This is a genomic window from Epilithonimonas tenax DSM 16811, assembly GCF_000428485.1.
Taxonomy (GTDB): Bacteria; Bacteroidota; Bacteroidia; order Flavobacteriales; family Weeksellaceae; genus Epilithonimonas; species Epilithonimonas tenax.
In genome coordinates, this window is sequence record NZ_AUAA01000009.1 from 1 (window position 1) to 18040 (window position 18040).

Genomic DNA, 18040 nt, shown 5'->3' on the forward strand with positions numbered 1-18040 from the left:
TGGATACACCCATGAGAAACAACCAAAAAAATTATCAAAAACAAAAATATATTTTCAGAAAATCGAGAAAAAGAATAGAGACATTATTCTCTCAGCTTTGTGACCAATTTAAAATCAGAAACAACTACGCAAAATCATTTGAAGGTTTTAAAACAAGGATATTGAGCAAAATAACAGCATTAACTTTCATTCAATTTGTAAATGTTTTTGTATTTAATAGAAAAATGAATAATATTAAAATTGCATTAGTTTGATAATGCACTACGAGTTAATTTAGATAAATGGTAATCAGTCCATCACCTATCGGTCTATGATTTCTTAGTCCATTTATAAAGCCACCATTTCTGTCACTTCTACATCATAACCTGAGATCACTGGTTTGATGCTTGGATTCTGCGTGATTACTTTGAATTTGTTGATTCCCAAATCTTTCAAAATTTGAGTTCCGATTCCGTAATCGCGGAAATTAGGCGCAATTGTGGGAAGTTCGCTTGTTCCGTCCTGATAATTTAGGAAATGCTGAAGTTTTCTTAAGGTATTTTCTTTGTTGGAAACATTATTAATGAAAACAACGGCACCTTTGCCTTCAGAATTGATAAGGTCTACAACACGCTGCATCAATGGATGTTCGCCGTTTGATAATCTGCTCAAAACATCGAAATACGAACTAGAAGACTGCACTCTTACAAGCACAGGTTCGTCTGGCGTCCAAGTTCCCGTTGTCAAGGCAAAATGAATTTGCTCCGTCGGTTTTTCCTCGAAAACATAAAATTTGAAATCTCCAAAATGGGTTTTGATATCACGCTCTTCGATTCTTTCTACAAGATCACCCTGTCTCAGTCTGTAATGGATGAGGTCTTCTATAGAAACCACTTTCAGGTCATGTTTCTTCCCGAACTCCAAAAGGTCCGGCATTCTAGCCATATCGCCGTCATCTTTCATGATTTCGCAGATGACGCCGCCTTCTTTCAGACCAGCCAATCGGGTAAGATCGATCGCTGCTTCCGTATGTCCGGCTCTTTTCAGAACGCCGCCTTCTTTGGCACGTAGTGGGAAGATGTGCCCCGGTCTCATGAGATCGCCGGGTTTAGTTTCCGGGTCCATAATAGCAAGGATCGTTTTAGCGCGGTCGCCGGCAGATATTCCTGTTGTCGCACCTTTGCCTAATAAGTCAACAGACACTGTGAATGCTGTTTCTTTAGGGTCTGTAGAGTTGGCTACCATCGAATTAAGTTCCAGCTCGTCGCACCTTTTCTCTGTAATCGGCATACAAATCAGACCGCGGGCATGGATCGTCATAAAGTTGATGATCTCCGTCGTAGTAAGCTCTGCAGCGGCAAGAAGGTCGCCTTCGTTCTCGCGGTCTTCATCATCTACAACGATGATCATTTTACCGTTTTTGAGGTCTTCTAATGCTTCCGCTATGGTATTAAGTTGGATCTTATCCATTGTTCTGAATTTTTTTTGCAAAGATACTTATTTAGAACCTAAATAAGGATTGTAAAAGTCGATTAATAAGATGCAAAACGTGACTATTGTCAGGAGCCGGGAACCTGCTGTCCACTATTATCTTTTTGTTTTTCAGGAGGCTTGTTCTTCCAACACAAATTGTCCGGTAAAAAACAAAAAGGATAGCCGTTGCCATCAGGGCTATGAGAAAATGAGGTCGCCAAATCAGGCTTTTACCATTGCTGAAAATTTTTTTTGAAATTAAAAGCTTATAAAATTTGAAATTTGAAAAAAAACACTAAATTTGCAATCCAAGAAAACGGTGCTTTGGCCGAGCGGCTAGGCAGTGGTCTGCAACACCATCTACAGCGGTTCGAATCCGCTAGGCACCTCACTGGTAAACCCTAATTCATTTATTGACAATGTTTTAGGGTTTTTTGTTTGTGGTAATTTCAACCAAAGTCCCATTATTTTGTAAAAAAATATTTTTTTTTAAGTGTGGCAATCTATAATCTCTATTCCTTGGCTGTGGATTTTAGGTCGTTCAGGTTCTCATCATAAATTCACCATTCAATCGGTCATCGTTGTCTGGTATATCTAATGTCATCTCAAACAAAAATTTTACGAGCCAAACGTTTTTTTAGGATATACAAAGGCGACAACTTCATCAGGGAATGTGAAGTTTTTGCAATAGAGTATTTTTTGCGTATCATCATATTGTTTATGCTGTTCAATTGTTAAAGTTTGCTCTTTTGGGAACAAAGAAGAAGTGTTTAGCTTTTTTGGCAGCGATTTTGTTAAGTAGCAATAACCTACATATAACCACAAATATTTTTCAAATATGGAAGCCACAGAACTAAGACTCAATAATTTGGTCATCTATGAAGATGAGATCGTACCAGTAATCGGGATGGAAAACAAAAACAATGATCTTTTTGTAAAAATCGATTCGTTTACCACAGTAGATCAGAGAAAGCTGAAACCTATTGCGTTAACAGCAGAATGGTTTTCCCGATTGGGATTCAAGGAAGTTTACCGTTCGTCTACAAGGGTGAGATTTGACCTTCCTAATTTTTGCAGGTATGATTTTGACCTTAGCTCCAACAAGATTCTGGAAGGGTTTTTGTTCTTCGGAAATTATATCAAATGTACCCATCTTCACCAATTACAGAACATCTACTTCACGCTCACGGGCGAGGAACTGAAAGTCGAACAATCTCTTAAAAGAAAAGAGATCGTCGCTTAAAAATAGAAACCTGATTTGTAAAACGATCAGGTTTTTTTAAGCCCATAATGATAAAAATATCACTTCTAACTTCTAATATCTCACCTCTTTCCTTACTTTTGTGTAAAATTATTTAGAATTGAAAACCCATTTCATTGCTATTGGCGGTTCTGCAATGCACAATCTTGCCATTGCGCTCAAAGATAAAGGCTATCAGGTGACAGGTTCAGACGATGCTATTTTCGAACCTTCAAGATCCCGTTTGGAAAAAAAAGGAATTCTTCCCGATGAATTGGGCTGGTTTCCGGAGAAACTAACGTCTGACATCGATGCTGTCATCCTGGGAATGCACGCCCACACAGACAATCCAGAATTGGCGAAAGCAAAACAACTGGGCTTGAAGATCTATTCTTATCCCGAGTTTCTTTACGAGCAATCCAAAGAAAAAACCCGAGTGGTCATTGGTGGTTCTCACGGGAAAACCACGATTACATCAATGATTCTTCACGTTCTCAATTTCCATCAGAAAGATATTGATTATATGGTTGGCGCGCAGCTGGAAGGCTTTGACTGTATGGTAAAGATCACGCAGGATAACGATTTTATGATCCTAGAAGGCGATGAATATCTGTCTTCTCCACTTGATCTAAGATCCAAATTTTTATTGTATCAACCCAATATCGCATTGGTTTCTGGTATTGCTTGGGATCATATCAATGTGTTCAAAACTTTTGATGACTACACCGATCAGTTTAGAAAATTTGTGGCGAGCATCACGCCGGGTGGTGTTTTGGTTTATAATGAGGAAGATGCGGAAGTGGTAAAAGTGGTAGAAGCTTCTGAGAATTTTTTCAGAAAGATCCCTTATAAAACGCCGGAATACGAAATCGTCAATGGTATTGTCAACCTAAAAACCGATATGGGTGATATTCCTTTATCTGTTTTCGGGAAACATAATTTATTGAATATGGAAGGCGCAAGATTCATCTGTTCTCAATTGGGGATTATGGAAGAGGAATTCTATGAAGCCATAATGAGTTTCAAAGGTGCTTCCAAACGTCTGGAGAAAGTTGAACGTACCGATGGCGGTTTGCTTTACAAAGATTTTGCGCACGCACCAAGCAAAGTGAAGGCCACCGTTTCTGCGTTTACTGAGCAGTTTTCTAAGACCGAAACATTTGGATTTTTAGAATTGCACACGTACTCAAGTCTGAATCCGGTTTTCCTTGAGCAGTACGACCATGCCATGGATGGCTTGGATAACGCCGTTGTTTTCTATTCAGAAGATGCTTTGAAAATCAAACGGATGGATCCAATTTCGCCAGATTTGATCAAAGAAAAATTTAAGAATGAGAATCTCAAAGTCTTTACCAATGCCGAAGATCTTCACGCTTACTGGGAAACGCTTGACAAATCCAAAGGTGCTTTTGTGATGATGAGTTCTGGTAATTTTGGAAGCTTGGATTTGACGAAATAAATCTTATAACCTATAATTTATCAACCTTCTGGATCAATTTTCAGAAGGTTTTTTATGATTGATTTTAACTGTTGATGAGCCACCATTCCTTCTTGATAAAACAAAACCTTCCCATCTTTATCAATCAAAATCCAACTCGGATAAACTGGTTTTTGATGGGCCGAAATTTCAACCGCCAATTCGTGAATGCCAGAATTTCCGTTCGAAATGTAATCGTAATTTTTACCAAAAAGATTAATCGATTTCTTAGATTTTTCAGGATTAAAAGTGATAAAATAAACCTTCTCATCCATCAGGTTTTTCAACTCCAAATCTTTCTCAATCTGATAGATCTGGATTTTACAAATCGAGCACCAGTCCGTTTTCATATAAATCAAAATCGGTTTGTCCAATTTATCAGGTAAACTTTCAAAACCATAATGCTTTACTTTCTGCGAATTAAAAATCCCGAAAATCATGATGAATATGAAAGCTAATATTTTCATTAATCTAACTTCTAAAATCTAATTTCTAACATCTATCTTATCTGATAATGGATTCCCAAAAAAGTCCGTACGCCCTGCATCGGCGCATAGCCATAAGTCGTATCAAAAGTATAGCCATAAGGATTGCTCGCAGCATCGTCCACTTGGTTGTCAAACGGGTCAAACGGACGCAGAATTGGAGTTTTCGGTCTGAAGTTTAACAGATTTCTTACGCCTCCATATATCTCAAATCCATTATCAAATTTCTTTGTCAACTGTATGTTCATCAACGTAAACCACGGCGAATATTCCGGCCGGAAATCATCGGGAACTATGGGCAATCTCATTGGTCCACAGAATTGTCCAGTCAAATCCACCGAAAATTTGTTCGTAAACTGATAACTCAAACTGTAAGTACCACTCCAATTCGGGGCGTGTAACTGCTGATTTTTCTCCACTTCATTTTGTGAGTAGACGTCCATATAAGTGATTCCAAACATTAGCTGAAGCGGCAAGGTCCAGATTGTACTGATGTCTGCAGAAATACCTCTGGAAATAGCATGTCCAGGCAAATTATTATACATGATTTTGTCCGGCGCAGTGTCGAAATCGCCCACGATCTTATTGTTAAAATAAGAATGGAACGCGTTGATGTCCAAATTGATAAAGTAATTCTTCACCGGGATTTTCATCAGGTAACTCAGATTCGTATTTAATGATTTTTCGGGCTTCAGATCTTCTTTGATCACCACTTCCCGAGAACCGGTAAGCGCCGCGTGGTCCTCCGTAAATAGATTCACCACCCGGAAACCAGTCCCGAAACTCAAGCGCAAAGTGTTGTAAGGATTGGGTTGCACTTTCCACGCCACTCTGGGCGAATGCACAGATTTGTGCACTTTGTGATAATCATATCGGTAACCAAAAAGCAAGGTGTTTTTATCATTAATTTCCCATTCGTCTTCCATATATAATCCCAAAACCGGTGATTTCATCGGTTCATTTTCTTGTGAGGAATGAGCAGTTCCAGGTGTGTTGTCATCGTAAAAAGTAGATTTCACAGTCGTCCCACTTTTCAAAAGATGTTTCCCCGATTGCTTTTCCCAATTCATTTGCAGAAACAAAACTTTCTGTGTGGCTAAGTAAGAAGTGTTCCCATAAAAGGAATCCTGATGGTGGTAATTGTAAGAATACTGAAGCAGGAATTTTTCTGTCATTGGCAATTGATAGATCCCAAAAAGCTCAAAACGGTTGGTGTAAATACTTTCACCGTAAACATCATCCGAACCTCTGTTTTGTTTCTGCCATTGCATTTCGCCACCAAAGCGGTCTTCGTAAAAATATCTCAAAGCGAAACTAGCCAATCTGTTTTCTTTTCTTTTAAAATTCCATTTGTTGAAAACTGAGAGGCGGTGTTGCAGCGGCGTGTCTGTGAAATGATCTTTGTTTTGATCAATTCTGTTTCCATAGTAGAAATAATTGAGACTCAATAAACTCGAAAAAGTCTGATTGTCAAAAACCTTTTTCGCAACATCAAGATTGATTTCGCCTTGATTTCCCGTCATCACATCGGTTGCAAAATCCGGTGCTTGTAAAGCATTTTTTGTAATGATATTGATGATTCCGCCCATCGCTTCAGAGCCATAAAGAGCCGAAGCCGGACCTTTGGTGATTTCAATTCTGTCAATCAAACTGTTTGGGATGCCACTAAGTCCGTAAACTGTGGAAAGCGAACTCACGATGGGCATTCCGTCAATCAAAATCGTCGTGTAAGCGCCTTCCAAACCGTTGATGTGGATGTCGCCTGTGTTGCAAACGGCACAATTCAATTGAGGTTTCACACCGTTGACCATCGCAATAGATTCGAAAATATGAGGCGTTGGATGCTTGCGGAAGAATTGTTGAGAATAAACATCTGTCGAGATGGCGCCTTTCAGTTTTTTCACAGAAAACTGAGTGATTGTGACTTCATCAATGTTTCTGGCGGACTTTGTAGAATCAGATTTTGGAACGATAAGAGAATCACTTTGAGCGTTGATAAAAATAGGAAACAAGATGAATAATATAAAAGTTAATTTCATAAAATAAAATTGTTAGACAAAACTAACAATTTTATTAGAAGTAGAAAATTTATTTTAAAATTAAATTTTTAAGTCCAGAAAAGTCCACCAAAAATGATTGTTTTAATTGATGCCAATTGATAACTGAATGTTGGGCAAATTCGCCTCATTTACAGGAAACTAAAAATCTGATCTAAGAGAAAGCGTCTTGGCGAACCGTATAATATGTTCAATAATTTTAAAAAACTTTACACTCTGCGCGTTCAAAAATAAGTTGTAATCTAATTCTCAAAAAAATATTACATTTGAGAAAAGCCAAATCCAACAAAATGAGATACGTTCAGTTAGGTCAGATTCCACCAAAAAGACACACGATTTTCAAGTCCGAAGACGACCAGTTTTATTACGAGCAACTCTTTGGTACAGAAGGTTTTCACGGGATTGCATCATTGTTGTACCACACGCATCGCCCGACTCAGATCAGATCCATCGGCCATGAAAAAGACGTGACACCAAAAATTGCAGTCGAGAAAAACGTGACGCCTAGAATGATAAAAGGGGCAAAAGTAACTGCCGAAGATGACTTTTTGGAAAGCCGAAAAGTCCTGATGCTAAACAATGATTTGAAAATGGGTCTGGCGAAACCTAGAAAGTCCCCGGAATATTTCTATAAAAATGCAGAATGCGACGAATTGTTTTTTGTCCACGCCGGAAAAGGAATTCTGAAAACAATGCTCGGAAACATTGTGTTTTCTGTAGGAGATTATCTCATCATTCCGAGAGGTACTATTTACCAACTGGAACTGGAATCCGAAGACAATGTTTTTCTGTTCATAGAAGCACATTCTCCCATTTATACGCCAAAACGTTACCGCAATGAGTTCGGACAATTGCTGGAACATTCGCCGTTTTGTGAGCGCGATATTGTGCCACCCACTTTCGTAGAACCAAAAAATGAGAAAGGCGATTTCCTCATTAAGGTAAAGAAAGAAAACCAAATCACAGATTTCATCTATGCTACGCATCCATTTGATGTCGTAGGGTGGGACGGCTATTTTTATCCGTACAAATTCAATATCAAAAACTTCGAACCGATTACGGGAAGAATCCATCAGCCGCCGCCGGTTCATCAGAATTTTGAGGCGCATAATTTTGTGGTCTGCTCCTTCGTGGCAAGGATGTACGATTATCATCCGCAAGCCATTCCTGCGCCTTACAACCATTCCAACATAGATTCAGACGAGGTTTTGTTTTATACGGAAGGGGATTTTATGAGCAGAAACCACGTGGATCTGATGGATTTTTCACTTCATCCTGGCGGCGTTGTTCACGGTCCGCATCCCGGCGCGATGGAACGAAGCATCGGTAAAAAATCAACGGACGAATATGCTGTCATGGTTGATCCATTCAGGCCTTTCAAGCTGACAGAAGAAGCGATAAAAGTAGAAGATCCGAGCTACAAGACGAGTTGGTTGGAGTAAACAAATCATCATAAAATGAGTACTCCTGATAGTAGCCGTCAAAATATCTTTCTAAACCCAGTAAAATATGACTTTTTACCAACCTGATAACGCTCATTTTTTTCTGTATCTTTAACAGATAACTTTGTTAAAAATTAAAAGCAATGATCAATTTCGTAAGCGCAGAGGAAGCAGTTTCTATCATAAAAAGCGGCGACAGGATTTTTGGACACGGAAGTGCGTGTACGCCCAATCTTTTATATAATGAGTTAGCCAATCAATCTTCCCGTTTGAAAGATGTAGAAATGGTGTCTATCACACAACAGGGAAATGTAGAAATTGCAAAACCTCAGTATAAGGACAGTTTTTACATCAATTCTCTCTTTACATCAGCGCCTGTTCGCGAAGCCGTCAATTCTGAAAACGGAGATTATGTTCCCATTTTCCTGAGCGAGATTCCCATTCTTTTCAAAAACGGAATTCTGCCCATTGATGTAGCTTTGATTACGGTTTCGCCGCCGGATGCACACGGTTATTGTACACTTGGTACATCGGTAGATGTAGCCAGAAGTGCAATTGATACTGCGAAAAGGATCATTGCGATTGTCAACCCGAAAATGCCGAGAACGCATGGCGATGGAATGATCCACATCAACAGAATCGAAAAATTGGTCTGGAATGAGGAAGAACTTCTCACAATTAATTACAGCGAAAAAGTAGGCGAAGAGGAAATGAAGATCGGTAGAAACGTGGCCGAATTGATTGACGATAAAGCGACGATCCAAATGGGAATCGGGACTATTCCCGATGCTGTTTTGCAATGTCTTCACAACCACAAAGATCTTGGCGTTCATACAGAAATGCTGAGCGACGGTGTGATCGATCTGATGATAAATGATGTCGTTAATAACAAATACAAAGGAACGCACGCCAACAGAACAATCACGAGTTTTTGCTTTGGAACCAGACGACTTTATGATTTTGTAGATGATAATCCGGCGGTGGCTTTTATGGATGTACAGCACGTCAATTTCCCGATCAATATTATGAAAAATAAGAAAATGCACGCCATCAATTCTGCAATAGAAATTGATTTGACAGGACAGGTTTGTGCAGATTCTATCGGAACCTATCAGTTCAGTGGCATTGGCGGACAGATGGATTTCATGCGGGGAGCAGCACTTAGCGAAGGCGGAAAACCAATTATGGCTTTGTCTTCCCGAACAAAAAAAGGTGTGCCGAGGATTGTTCCTTTTCTGAAACAAGGTGCTGGTGTGGTCACCACAAGAGGTCATATTCATTATGTTGTCACAGAGTTTGGAACCGCTTATCTTTATGGTAAAAACCTGCGTCAGAGAGCGCACGCACTCATAGAAATCTCTCACCCAGATGACAGAGAAATGCTGGATAAGGCCGCTTTTGAAAGGTTCAGATAATTGGTGTTTTAGGAAGGCGAATTTTAAAACTAACAATCGTTAGTCAGTTTCCGAAAAATTCTTATCTTGGCATCAACAGATATAAAAGTAAAAAGTAAAATGTCAACACTCACTTTTGCCGAAAAGATCGCACAAGCCGAGAATTTTCTCCCGATCAACGGAACAGATTATTTAGAATTTTATGTGGGAAATGCCAAGCAAGCCGCACATTTTTACAAAACAGCCTTCGGTTTTCAGTCCGTAGCTTATGCAGGCCCGGAAACTGGTGTCAGAGACAGATCATCATACGTCCTTCAACAAGGAAAGATCAGATTGGTTCTGACCTCAGGACTTAAATCCGATTCTCCAATTTGTGAACATCAAAGAAAACACGGCGACGGTGTCAAGATCCTTGCGCTTTGGGTAGATGATGCCGAAAAAGCTTTTGAAGAAACTACAAAACGTGGCGGAAAACCGTATCTGGAAACCCAAACTTTGACCGACGATTTTGGCGAGGTTAAAATGTCCGGCGTGTACACTTACGGTGAAACGGTTCATATGTTCGTGGAACGTAAAAACTACAATGGTGCATTTATGCCCGGTTATGAACCGTGGGAAAGCGACTACAATCCTTCCGATGTTGGACTTTTGTACGTGGATCACTGCGTAGGAAATGTAGGCTGGGACAGGATGATCCCAACGGTAGAATGGTACGAGAAAGTGATGGGATTTGTGAATATTCTTTCCTTTGATGACAAACAAATCAATACAGAATATTCTGCGTTGATGAGTAAAGTGATGTCCAACGGTAACGGATTTGCAAAATTCCCAATCAATGAGCCCGCAGAAGGTCAAAGAAAATCTCAGGTGGAAGAATATCTGGATTTTTACGAAGGCGAAGGTGTTCAGCACATTGCTGTAGCCACAAAAGACATTGTGAAAACCGATACAGAACTGAAAAGTAGAGGCGTAGAATTCCTTTCGCCACCACCGGAAGCCTATTACGATATGATCCCAGAAAGGGTGGGGAACATTGATGAAGATATTAAAAAACTTCAGGATCTAGGAATTCTTGTCGATTGTGATGAGGAAGGGTATCTGCTTCAGATCTTTACAAAACCAGTAGAGGACAGGCCTACTTTGTTCTACGAGATCATAGAGAGACACGGCGCTCAGAGCTTCGGCGCAGGAAATTTTAAAGCGCTTTTCGAGGCTTTGGAAAAAGAGCAGGAGAAGCGTGGTAACTTATAAACCAAAATCATTCTTGATACCATTAAAGCATTATTTTTAATGCTTTAATTTTTTATGGCAGCTTTATCCGTCCTCCACTCCCAATCTTTTTTGCTCGCGATTTCGGTTTAACCAGAACTTCAAGAGCATGCAAAAAAGGATTTCCGTTCAGGCCGGGCTGCGGATTCACCGTTTAATAATGACGATTAATCCATTATTCTAATATCTAAACTCAAACTTCTACAAAAATGAAATCATTCATAGAATATTCCTCAGATTCCGACTTTTCTATTCATAATATCCCTTTCGGTGTATGTGTTTTTAATAAAGAATACATCGCTTGTGCCACCAGAGTGGGTGACATCATTATTGATCTGGCAACCCTGTATGACCTTGGTTTTTTTGAAGAGATCAAAGGTTTGGAGGAAAATGTCTTCGAAGCTTATACCATCAACGAATTCATAGAATTCGGAAAGCCTGTGACTAATGCCGTTCGCGAGAAGATTCAACAACTTTTATTAGAAGGTTCACTCTTATCAAAAGATGAAAAAACGATAGAGGATTGCTTTTTCGATTTGGATGAGGTTCAAATGATGATGCCTTTGCACATCCCCAATTATACAGATTTTTACAGCAGCATCCAGCACGCCACCAATGTCGGGATGATGTTCCGCGACCCAGCCAATGCACTGCTTCCCAACTGGAAACATCTGCCGGTTGGTTATCACGGTCGCGCATCTTCCATTGTTTTATCAGGGATAGACATCATCAGGCCTTGCGGACAGATCAAACCGATAGATTCTGACCAACCGATTTTCAGCGCTTCAAAACAACTCGATTTTGAATTGGAAATGGCTTTTGTCGTGAACAAAAATACGGATCTAGGCGAGAGGATCTCTGTGGAAGAGGCAGAAGATTCGATTTTCGGAATGGTGATTTTTAATGATTGGTCTGCGAGAGATATTCAAAGTTGGGAATATGTGCCGCTGGGACCGTTTTTAGGAAAGAACTTTGGTTCGTCTATTTCGCCTTGGATTGTCACTTTGGAAGCTTTGAAACCATTCAAAACTGAATCTCCAAAGCAGGAACCAGAAGTTTTGGATTACCTGAAATTCCAAGGAGACAAAAACTACGATATCAATCTTGAAGTTTATCTGAAGCCAGAAAACTCAGAAGACCATCTCATCTCGAAAAGCAATTACAAATTCATGTATTGGAATATGTTCCAGCAATTGGCGCACCACACCGTTGGTGGCTGTAATGTGGAAGTAGGAGACCTTTATGCCAGTGGAACCATCTCCGGAGAAGACGAAAATTCTTACGGATCTATGCTGGAACTGACGTGGAGAGGCACAAAACCCTTAAAATTAAAAAACGGAATCGAAAGAAAATTCATAGAAGATGGTGACACCGTTACGATGAAAGCATGGTCTGAGAAAGACGGTATCCGAGTTGGGTTTGGAGAAGTGAGTGGGAAGATTTTGCCTGCGGTTTTACCACAATAGACACAAAGATTTTCACAAAGTTCACAAATCATTCAGCATTGTGTCTTTGTGAAAAACCATTGTGTCCCTGGTGGTTAAAAATATTTTAATTAAGTAAGAAATGAAAACAATCATCCCTGCCGATATTTCCGCAGTTCAGCTTCAACAAGTAATGCAAACAGCCATTGCACCGCGGCCTATTGCTTTGGCAAGCACCATCAACAGCAAAGGAGAGATCAATCTGTCACCTTTTAGTTTTTTCAATATGTTCAGTACAGTGCCGCCTGTTGTGATTATTTCGCCTTCCAGACGGGTGCGAGACAATACTACAAAACATACTTTGGAAAACCTGAAAGAAATACCGGAATTGGTCATTGGAAACGTGAATTTTGATATGGTGCAGCAGATTTCTCTGGCGAGTACAGAATATGAAGATGGCGTGAACGAGTTCATCAAGTCGGGTTTGACGATGAAACCAGCCGATCTTGTAATACCTCCTTTGATTGCAGAATCGCCCGTGAATTTTGAATGTAAAGTTCTTGAAATTAAAAGTTTAGGAGAACTTGGAGGCGCGGGAAATCTCGTGATTGCCGAAATTGTAAAGATCCACATCAACGAAAAATATCTGGATGATCAGGGAAATCTGGATCAAAAAAAATTGGATCTTGTAGCGAGATTAGGTGGTAACCTCTACTCCCGAAGCAATGAGAGCAATGTCTTCGAAGTTCCAAAACCGCTGGTTACGAAAGGGATTGGGTACGACCAACTTCCAGATGAGATCAAGCAAAGTCATATTTTCACAGGCAACGATTTGGGAATGTTGGCGAATGTGGAAATTTTACCTATTGGTCGTTTTTCTTCGGAAAAAGATGTACATTTATTAGCTCAGAACTTTTTAAAAAACAATGAAATTGAAAATGCGTGGCATGTTTTAAAATCTGACTGATAACCATTAAAAACTAAAAACCATCCATTAAACTATGAAAAAATCGGTCTATCAAACCATCATCAGCCTACTGATTTTGGTGATTGTGATGTCGGTTTTTGCCGTTGTCAACATTCAGGTCAGTTTGAAATACGAAACCGCAAATATGAAAGATTGTATTTCATTAGTTTCTGGTAGAAATCTTTGTCAAGATTTGTTGGTTTCAAAAATCATCATTGTGATTTGCCTGATATTTGTTTCTGGGATGTTGAGTTTTAGGAATAGGATTGTGAAGGATTAATGCTATTTTTCCCGTTCGCTTTTTGTTGGATTTTGGCGGGTGTCGAAAATATCAATAATTTCAATGCGATTCTTTTCTTGATCAAACCAATAAATGATTTTATAATTTTTGTAAACCAAATACCTGAAGTTTTCTTTACGGTCAGAAAGTAACTCCTCTTTTTGTCTTATCTTATTCTCAAAATCTAAAAATTTGTTTGTTCTATCATTCCTGTAATCAATTTTTTGGCAATGTTAGGACTTGCTTTTAACTTGTAATAGTCGAAAATATTTCTTATTTCTCTTTTAGCAAACTTTGTCCAGAAAATTTTCATCACCATTGTTTGATTTCGGAAAGCAATTCATTTGATTCTGTTACTTCATCGTTTTTAGAATATTCTAAAGATACATTAATGCGGGAATTTAACTCTTCAATCGTAAATGGTTTGAACTTTTTCTCTGTTTGCTTGGTTTTTTTCAAAAGCTTTTCGAATTGAGAAATTAACTCCTCACTTTGAAGATTCGGAAAAGCCTGAACAAATTCTATTTTTCTCGTTTCGATATTCATTTTCAAAAGGTTTGATTCAAAATTGCAAAATTATTTTGAATCAAATATTTAATGAATTAAATCTCAAATTATTAAATCACCGTATCTCCATCCTCAGAAACCACCTGCGCCTTGTAAAGCAAAGCATAATAACCATTCTTCGTAAGCAATTCCTGATGTGTTCCTTCTTCCACAATCAATCCGTGATCCATCACGATGATTTTGTCCGCTTTTTCAATGGTTGAAAGTCGGTGAGCAATGAGGATTGAAGTTCTGTTTTTGGTGATTTTTTCCGTCGCTCTCTGGATGAGTTTCTCACTTTCTTGGTCGATGGATGAGGTCGCTTCATCCAGAATCAGAATTTTCGGGTCGGAAAGATACGCTCTCAAAAATGACAGCAATTGTCTCTGTCCAAGTGAGATAGATGAACCTCTTTCGCTCACCACATAATCGTAACCGCCAGGCAATTGCTCGATAAATTGATCCACCTCTATTTCTTTTGCCGCTTTTTTGACTTGTTCCAAAGTAATACTTTCATCGCCCAAAGTCAGGTTTTCAAAAATACTGCCGTGGAAAAGGAAAACGTCCTGAAGAACCACACCGATATGACTTCTCAGATTGTACAATTCATAGTCTCTGATATCCACGTCGTCCAACATTATTTTTCCGGAATTGATGTCGTAAAGTCTGGTAATCAAACTAATAATCGTGGATTTTCCCGCTCCGGTTGCGCCAACGATGGCGACAGTTTCTCCGGAATTGACCTGGAAATCAATGCCTTTTAAAACCAATTGTTTGTCATCATATGCAAAATGTACGTTCTGGAATTCTATCTTGCCATCAAAATGATCTCTGGCAATGGTGCCGTTATTCGGCATCGCCTGATCTTCGTCCATCACGCCAAGAACACGTTCTGCGCCAACAATGCCCCTTTGGATATTATTAAATCTATCCGCAATCTGCCTCAACGGGCGGATCAACATATTAATAAATTGAATAAAAGCGATAATCACTCCTGGTGTAGATTTGATGAAGCCGCCATAAAACAAGATGAATCCAATGAAAAGCGAAGAGATCAACTCGACAACGGGAAAGAACAAGGAGAAGATGAAAACCGTTCTCAATAGTGCTTTTTTCAGTTCGATATTGATCTTGTCAAATTTTGAAAACTCAGCTTCCTGTCTGTTAAATACCTGAATCAAAGGCATCCCAGCCAGACGTTCCTGCACAAAGCTGTTCTGTGTAGATGTCCAGCTTCTCTCCATACCGAAAGCCGTTTTCAGCCTTTTTTGAAAAGCTCTGGTAATCACAACCATCAATGGTAAAATGGCCAACGAAATAAGACTGAGTTGTGTGTCCACCTGAAACATCGCAAATAGTACCATGACGATTCTTAAGATATCACCAAAAACCATCAGGAAGCCGTCTGTGTAAACCGTTGCAATCGTTTCTACATCGCCAACTGCTCTTGTAACCAGACTTCCAATTGGGGTTTTGTCAAAAAAAGCGGTGCGGAAGTAGATCAGTTTGTGATACAGTCTTTCTCTGATATCGCGAATCACATTTTGAGAAATAAAATTCGAGAAATAGACCAGGAAAAAATTTAAAATCGTCTCCGCAACAACAAGTCCAATCAGCAGATAAATATGCTTCATTAGCTGTGCTTTGTCCTTTAACTTAACGATGTCGATATCCACAACATCTTTCGTAAGAATCGGTCGGTAAGTAGAGACAATTGCCAAAAAGATGGAGATGATCAACGTGATGATAAACCACGAACGGAATTTCATCCCGATCATAAACAGTCTTTTTATAATATCCCAGGTCGTTTGTTGCTTCATTTTTCTTTTAATTCCAAAGACTTTTCTGTGTCGAAAAAATCTTTGCAAAAATAAGACTTTAAAATTTTAAACTTTGATTAAGACAGAAAATATTACAATCGTTTTAGCAAGCTTAACCTATCAAAAGCTTAGGCGTGCCTATATATTTGGTAGGCACACCTATGTAATCTGTAGCCGAGCCTACTCAAAAGGTAGGTGCACCTATGACAATGGTATGGCGACCTATAGAAATGGTAGGTGAACTTACTGAAAAGCTAGGTGGACCTATCAAATTGCAAGGTCGACCTACGAAAATGACAGGTGGAATTATCGAAATGATAAAAAAACGCAAAAAAAGTCTGTTCGAGATCATTTTATGCTTTACAGTCCATTCATAAAAATAGTCACGCCCACGTATCCAAAAACGGATTTTTTACTTTTAAAAGATCCACTACGATTGATCTCAATAGCCAACATTTACCAAAAAAAGGCCTTGTGCTGGTGCGGAAACGCCGGCAGAATTCCGGTATTTGTCTTCGATGATTTTTCTAAGGTCGTTGGGTTGCAGTTTTCCGGTTCCGATTTCTACCATCGTCCCCACAATGGCTCGTACCATATTTCTCAGGAATCTGTCAGCGGAAATAGTGAATTTCAATTGATTGCCAGACGGTTCCCATTCTGCTTTGTAGATCTTGCAGATGTTGGTTTTGTTGTCGGTATGGAGTTTGGCGAAGCTTGTAAAGTCATCGTATTCGAACAGGATTTTGCAGGCTTCATTCATGGCCTCCATGTTCAGTGGTTTTTGACGCCAGGTTTGCCAGGAAGAATGGATCGTGAATGGGTCTTTCTGTGGCGAAATGTAATATTCATATGTCCTGAAAGTTGCGCTGAATCTCGCGTGCATATCATCAGCAACCTGAAAAATACGATTGATAGAAATACTTTCCGGTAAAAAAGAATTGAGTTTGTACACCAGATTTTCTCCCAGCATTTGTTCGGTTTCAAAATGGGCAAACATTTTTTTGGCGTGCACGCCCGTGTCTGTTCTTCCTGCTCCCGTTGTTTTGACAGGTTCGCGGAGGATGGTTGACAGGGCTTTTTCCAATTCTTCCTGAACAGAAATCTGGTTGGGCTGGATCTGATAGCCAAAAAAAGAAGAACCCTCGTAAGCAAACTCTATAAAATATCTCATCTTGGGTGTAAATTTCCTGATTTTTTTTTAATTATCAAGAAGATCTTAATTCGTAATTTCGTCGTTCGGAAAATCTACGTACATAAAACTTTTTAATCATCAATTTTAAACCTTAAACCACAGATTTTTTAATCTAATTTCGAAAGTTTAATTTCTAACATCTACTCAGCATATGAAGCCACTTCAAAAAAATAAACTTTCAAATCCTGCAGAATTTATCAAATTGATGGTCATCATCTTTGTATTGGTGTCGGTTTTTCTGTTCAGTCAGAGATTATCAGAAACACAGATCGTGGTGAATGTTGTGGTATTGCTCATTCTTTTCATTGGTTTGCAGCTTACTTTTGTGACGCTATACAAAAAAGGAGTCCGGACTGTGGCATTTTGGATTTTGATGGTTTTGCTCCTGCTGGGGATTTCGCTCGCTGTAGCCATCTGGTATTTTTTAAAATATGGCATTACTTTCCAGCTTTAATCATCCTTCTGTTCGTATTTTTGTGGTTCTAATTTAATTTTAAAAATGAAACGTATTCTCCTTCTCTCAGACACACATTCTTACATGGATGACCGGATTCTCGATTACGCCAAAGATGCTGATGAGGTTTGGCATTGCGGTGATTTTGGGACTATGAATGTCATAGAGGAATTAGAAAAAGTGAAACCTTTGCGAGGTGTGTACGGGAATATAGATGAGGCCAAGATCAGAACTATTTTTCCGGAGGTGTCGAGTTTCAGATGTGAAGATGTGGATGTTCTGATGATTCATATCGGTGGTTATCCGGAACGGTATTCCGCTTTGGCTAAGACAGAAATTGCGGAGAAAAAACCGAAATTATTCATTTCCGGACATTCTCATATCCTGAAAGCGATGTACGATAAGCGAAATAACTTATTGCATCTCAATCCGGGTGCCTGCGGAAAAGTGGGATGGCACAAAGTGAGGACGATGATGCGCTTTACCATCCTTAAAGACGAAATCAAAGATCTGGAAGTGATAGAATTAGGAACGAAATAAA

17 protein-coding genes and 1 tRNA gene are annotated in these 18040 nt (G+C 39.3%); 12 read left to right on the forward strand and 6 right to left on the reverse strand.

Annotation, left to right across the window (positions count from 1 at the left end; all coding sequences use genetic code 11):
• On the forward strand, nt 1-254 hold a 254-nt coding region (locus F564_RS0106000; RefSeq protein WP_154656815.1), incomplete at its 5' end, for a transposase.
• A 73-nt stretch (nt 255-327) separates the two neighbouring features.
• Here the strand turns inward: F564_RS0106000 and ribB are convergent.
• Nucleotides 328-1449 carry a 3,4-dihydroxy-2-butanone-4-phosphate synthase gene (gene ribB / locus F564_RS0106005; protein ID WP_028121826.1) on the reverse strand — a complete coding sequence of 374 codons (1122 nt, stop codon included), beginning with the start codon at nt 1447-1449 and terminating at the stop codon, nt 328-330.
• A gap of 321 nt (nt 1450-1770) precedes the next feature.
• On the opposite strand from ribB, the gene F564_RS0106015 reads away from it, so the two are divergent.
• The 3 genes from F564_RS0106015 (at nt 1771) to F564_RS0106030 (ending at nt 4151) form a co-directional block, all read left to right on the forward strand.
• Nucleotides 1771-1841: transfer RNA gene (locus F564_RS0106015), tRNA-Cys, on the forward strand.
• A 449-nt stretch (nt 1842-2290) separates the two neighbouring features.
• Entirely contained in the window at nt 2291-2695 is a 405-nt protein-coding gene (locus F564_RS0106025) for a hypothetical protein (RefSeq protein WP_028121828.1), read from the forward strand.
• Nucleotides 2696-2813: 118 nt separating this feature from the next.
• Complete coding sequence (locus F564_RS0106030) at nt 2814-4151, forward strand: UDP-N-acetylmuramate--L-alanine ligase (RefSeq protein WP_028121829.1); 1338 nt, start codon at nt 2814-2816, stop codon at nt 4149-4151.
• Between the two features lie 20 nt (nt 4152-4171).
• Here the strand turns inward: F564_RS0106030 and F564_RS0106035 are convergent, their stop codons facing one another.
• Both F564_RS0106035 and F564_RS0106040 read right to left on the reverse strand, forming a co-directional pair.
• The gene (locus tag F564_RS0106035; protein ID WP_028121830.1) at nt 4172-4636 is read right to left on the reverse strand and encodes a thioredoxin family protein; all 465 of its coding nucleotides are present in this window, start codon (nt 4634-4636) and stop codon (nt 4172-4174) included.
• Nucleotides 4637-4668: 32 nt separating this feature from the next.
• On the reverse strand, nt 4669-6693 hold the full coding sequence (locus tag F564_RS0106040) for a TonB-dependent receptor plug domain-containing protein (protein WP_028121831.1): 2025 nt from the start codon (nt 6691-6693) through the stop codon (nt 4669-4671).
• A gap of 308 nt (nt 6694-7001) precedes the next feature.
• On the opposite strand from F564_RS0106040, the gene F564_RS0106045 reads away from it, so the two are divergent.
• The 6 genes from F564_RS0106045 to F564_RS0106070 all read left to right on the forward strand — a co-directional run bounded on the left by F564_RS0106045 (nt 7002) and on the right by F564_RS0106070 (nt 13487).
• Nucleotides 7002-8153, forward strand: coding sequence for a homogentisate 1,2-dioxygenase (locus F564_RS0106045; protein ID WP_028121832.1), 1152 nt, complete (start codon nt 7002-7004; stop codon nt 8151-8153).
• 143 nt (nt 8154-8296) lie between these two features.
• Nucleotides 8297-9568: an acetyl-CoA hydrolase/transferase family protein gene (locus F564_RS0106050; RefSeq protein ID WP_028121833.1), complete on the forward strand. Its 1272-nt coding sequence runs from the start codon at nt 8297-8299 to the stop codon at nt 9566-9568.
• 99 nt (nt 9569-9667) lie between these two features.
• On the forward strand, nt 9668-10798 hold the full coding sequence (gene hppD / locus F564_RS0106055; protein ID WP_028121834.1) for a 4-hydroxyphenylpyruvate dioxygenase: 1131 nt from the start codon (nt 9668-9670) through the stop codon (nt 10796-10798).
• Between the two features lie 227 nt (nt 10799-11025).
• Nucleotides 11026-12282: a fumarylacetoacetase gene (gene fahA, locus F564_RS0106060; protein ID WP_028121835.1), complete on the forward strand. Its 1257-nt coding sequence runs from the start codon at nt 11026-11028 to the stop codon at nt 12280-12282.
• A 100-nt stretch (nt 12283-12382) separates the two neighbouring features.
• The gene (locus F564_RS0106065; protein WP_028121836.1) at nt 12383-13207 is read left to right on the forward strand and encodes a flavin reductase family protein; all 825 of its coding nucleotides are present in this window, start codon (nt 12383-12385) and stop codon (nt 13205-13207) included.
• Between the two features lie 34 nt (nt 13208-13241).
• Entirely contained in the window at nt 13242-13487 is a 246-nt protein-coding gene (locus F564_RS0106070; protein ID WP_028121837.1) for a hypothetical protein, read from the forward strand.
• A 312-nt stretch (nt 13488-13799) separates the two neighbouring features.
• Here the strand turns inward: F564_RS0106070 and F564_RS0106080 are convergent, their stop codons facing one another.
• The 3 genes from F564_RS0106080 to truA form a co-directional block, all read right to left on the reverse strand.
• Nucleotides 13800-14033, reverse strand: coding sequence for a hypothetical protein (locus tag F564_RS0106080; RefSeq protein ID WP_028121838.1), 234 nt, complete (start codon nt 14031-14033; stop codon nt 13800-13802).
• A 71-nt stretch (nt 14034-14104) separates the two neighbouring features.
• A complete protein-coding gene (locus F564_RS0106085; protein WP_028121839.1) occupies nt 14105-15853 on the reverse strand; it encodes an ABC transporter ATP-binding protein in 1749 nt (582 codons plus the stop codon).
• Between the two features lie 442 nt (nt 15854-16295).
• Nucleotides 16296-17024 (reverse strand): tRNA pseudouridine(38-40) synthase TruA, encoded by a 729-nt coding sequence (truA, locus tag F564_RS0106095; RefSeq protein WP_028121840.1) that lies wholly within the window; start codon nt 17022-17024, stop codon nt 16296-16298.
• Between the two features lie 172 nt (nt 17025-17196).
• Between truA and F564_RS0106100 the strand changes: the two genes are divergently transcribed.
• Nucleotides 17197-17499 carry a hypothetical protein gene (locus F564_RS0106100; RefSeq protein WP_028121841.1) on the forward strand — a complete coding sequence of 101 codons (303 nt, stop codon included), beginning with the start codon at nt 17197-17199 and terminating at the stop codon, nt 17497-17499.
• 45 nt (nt 17500-17544) lie between these two features.
• Entirely contained in the window at nt 17545-18039 is a 495-nt protein-coding gene (locus F564_RS0106105) for a metallophosphoesterase family protein (protein WP_028121842.1), read from the forward strand.
• Nucleotide 18040: the final 1 nt, after the last annotated feature.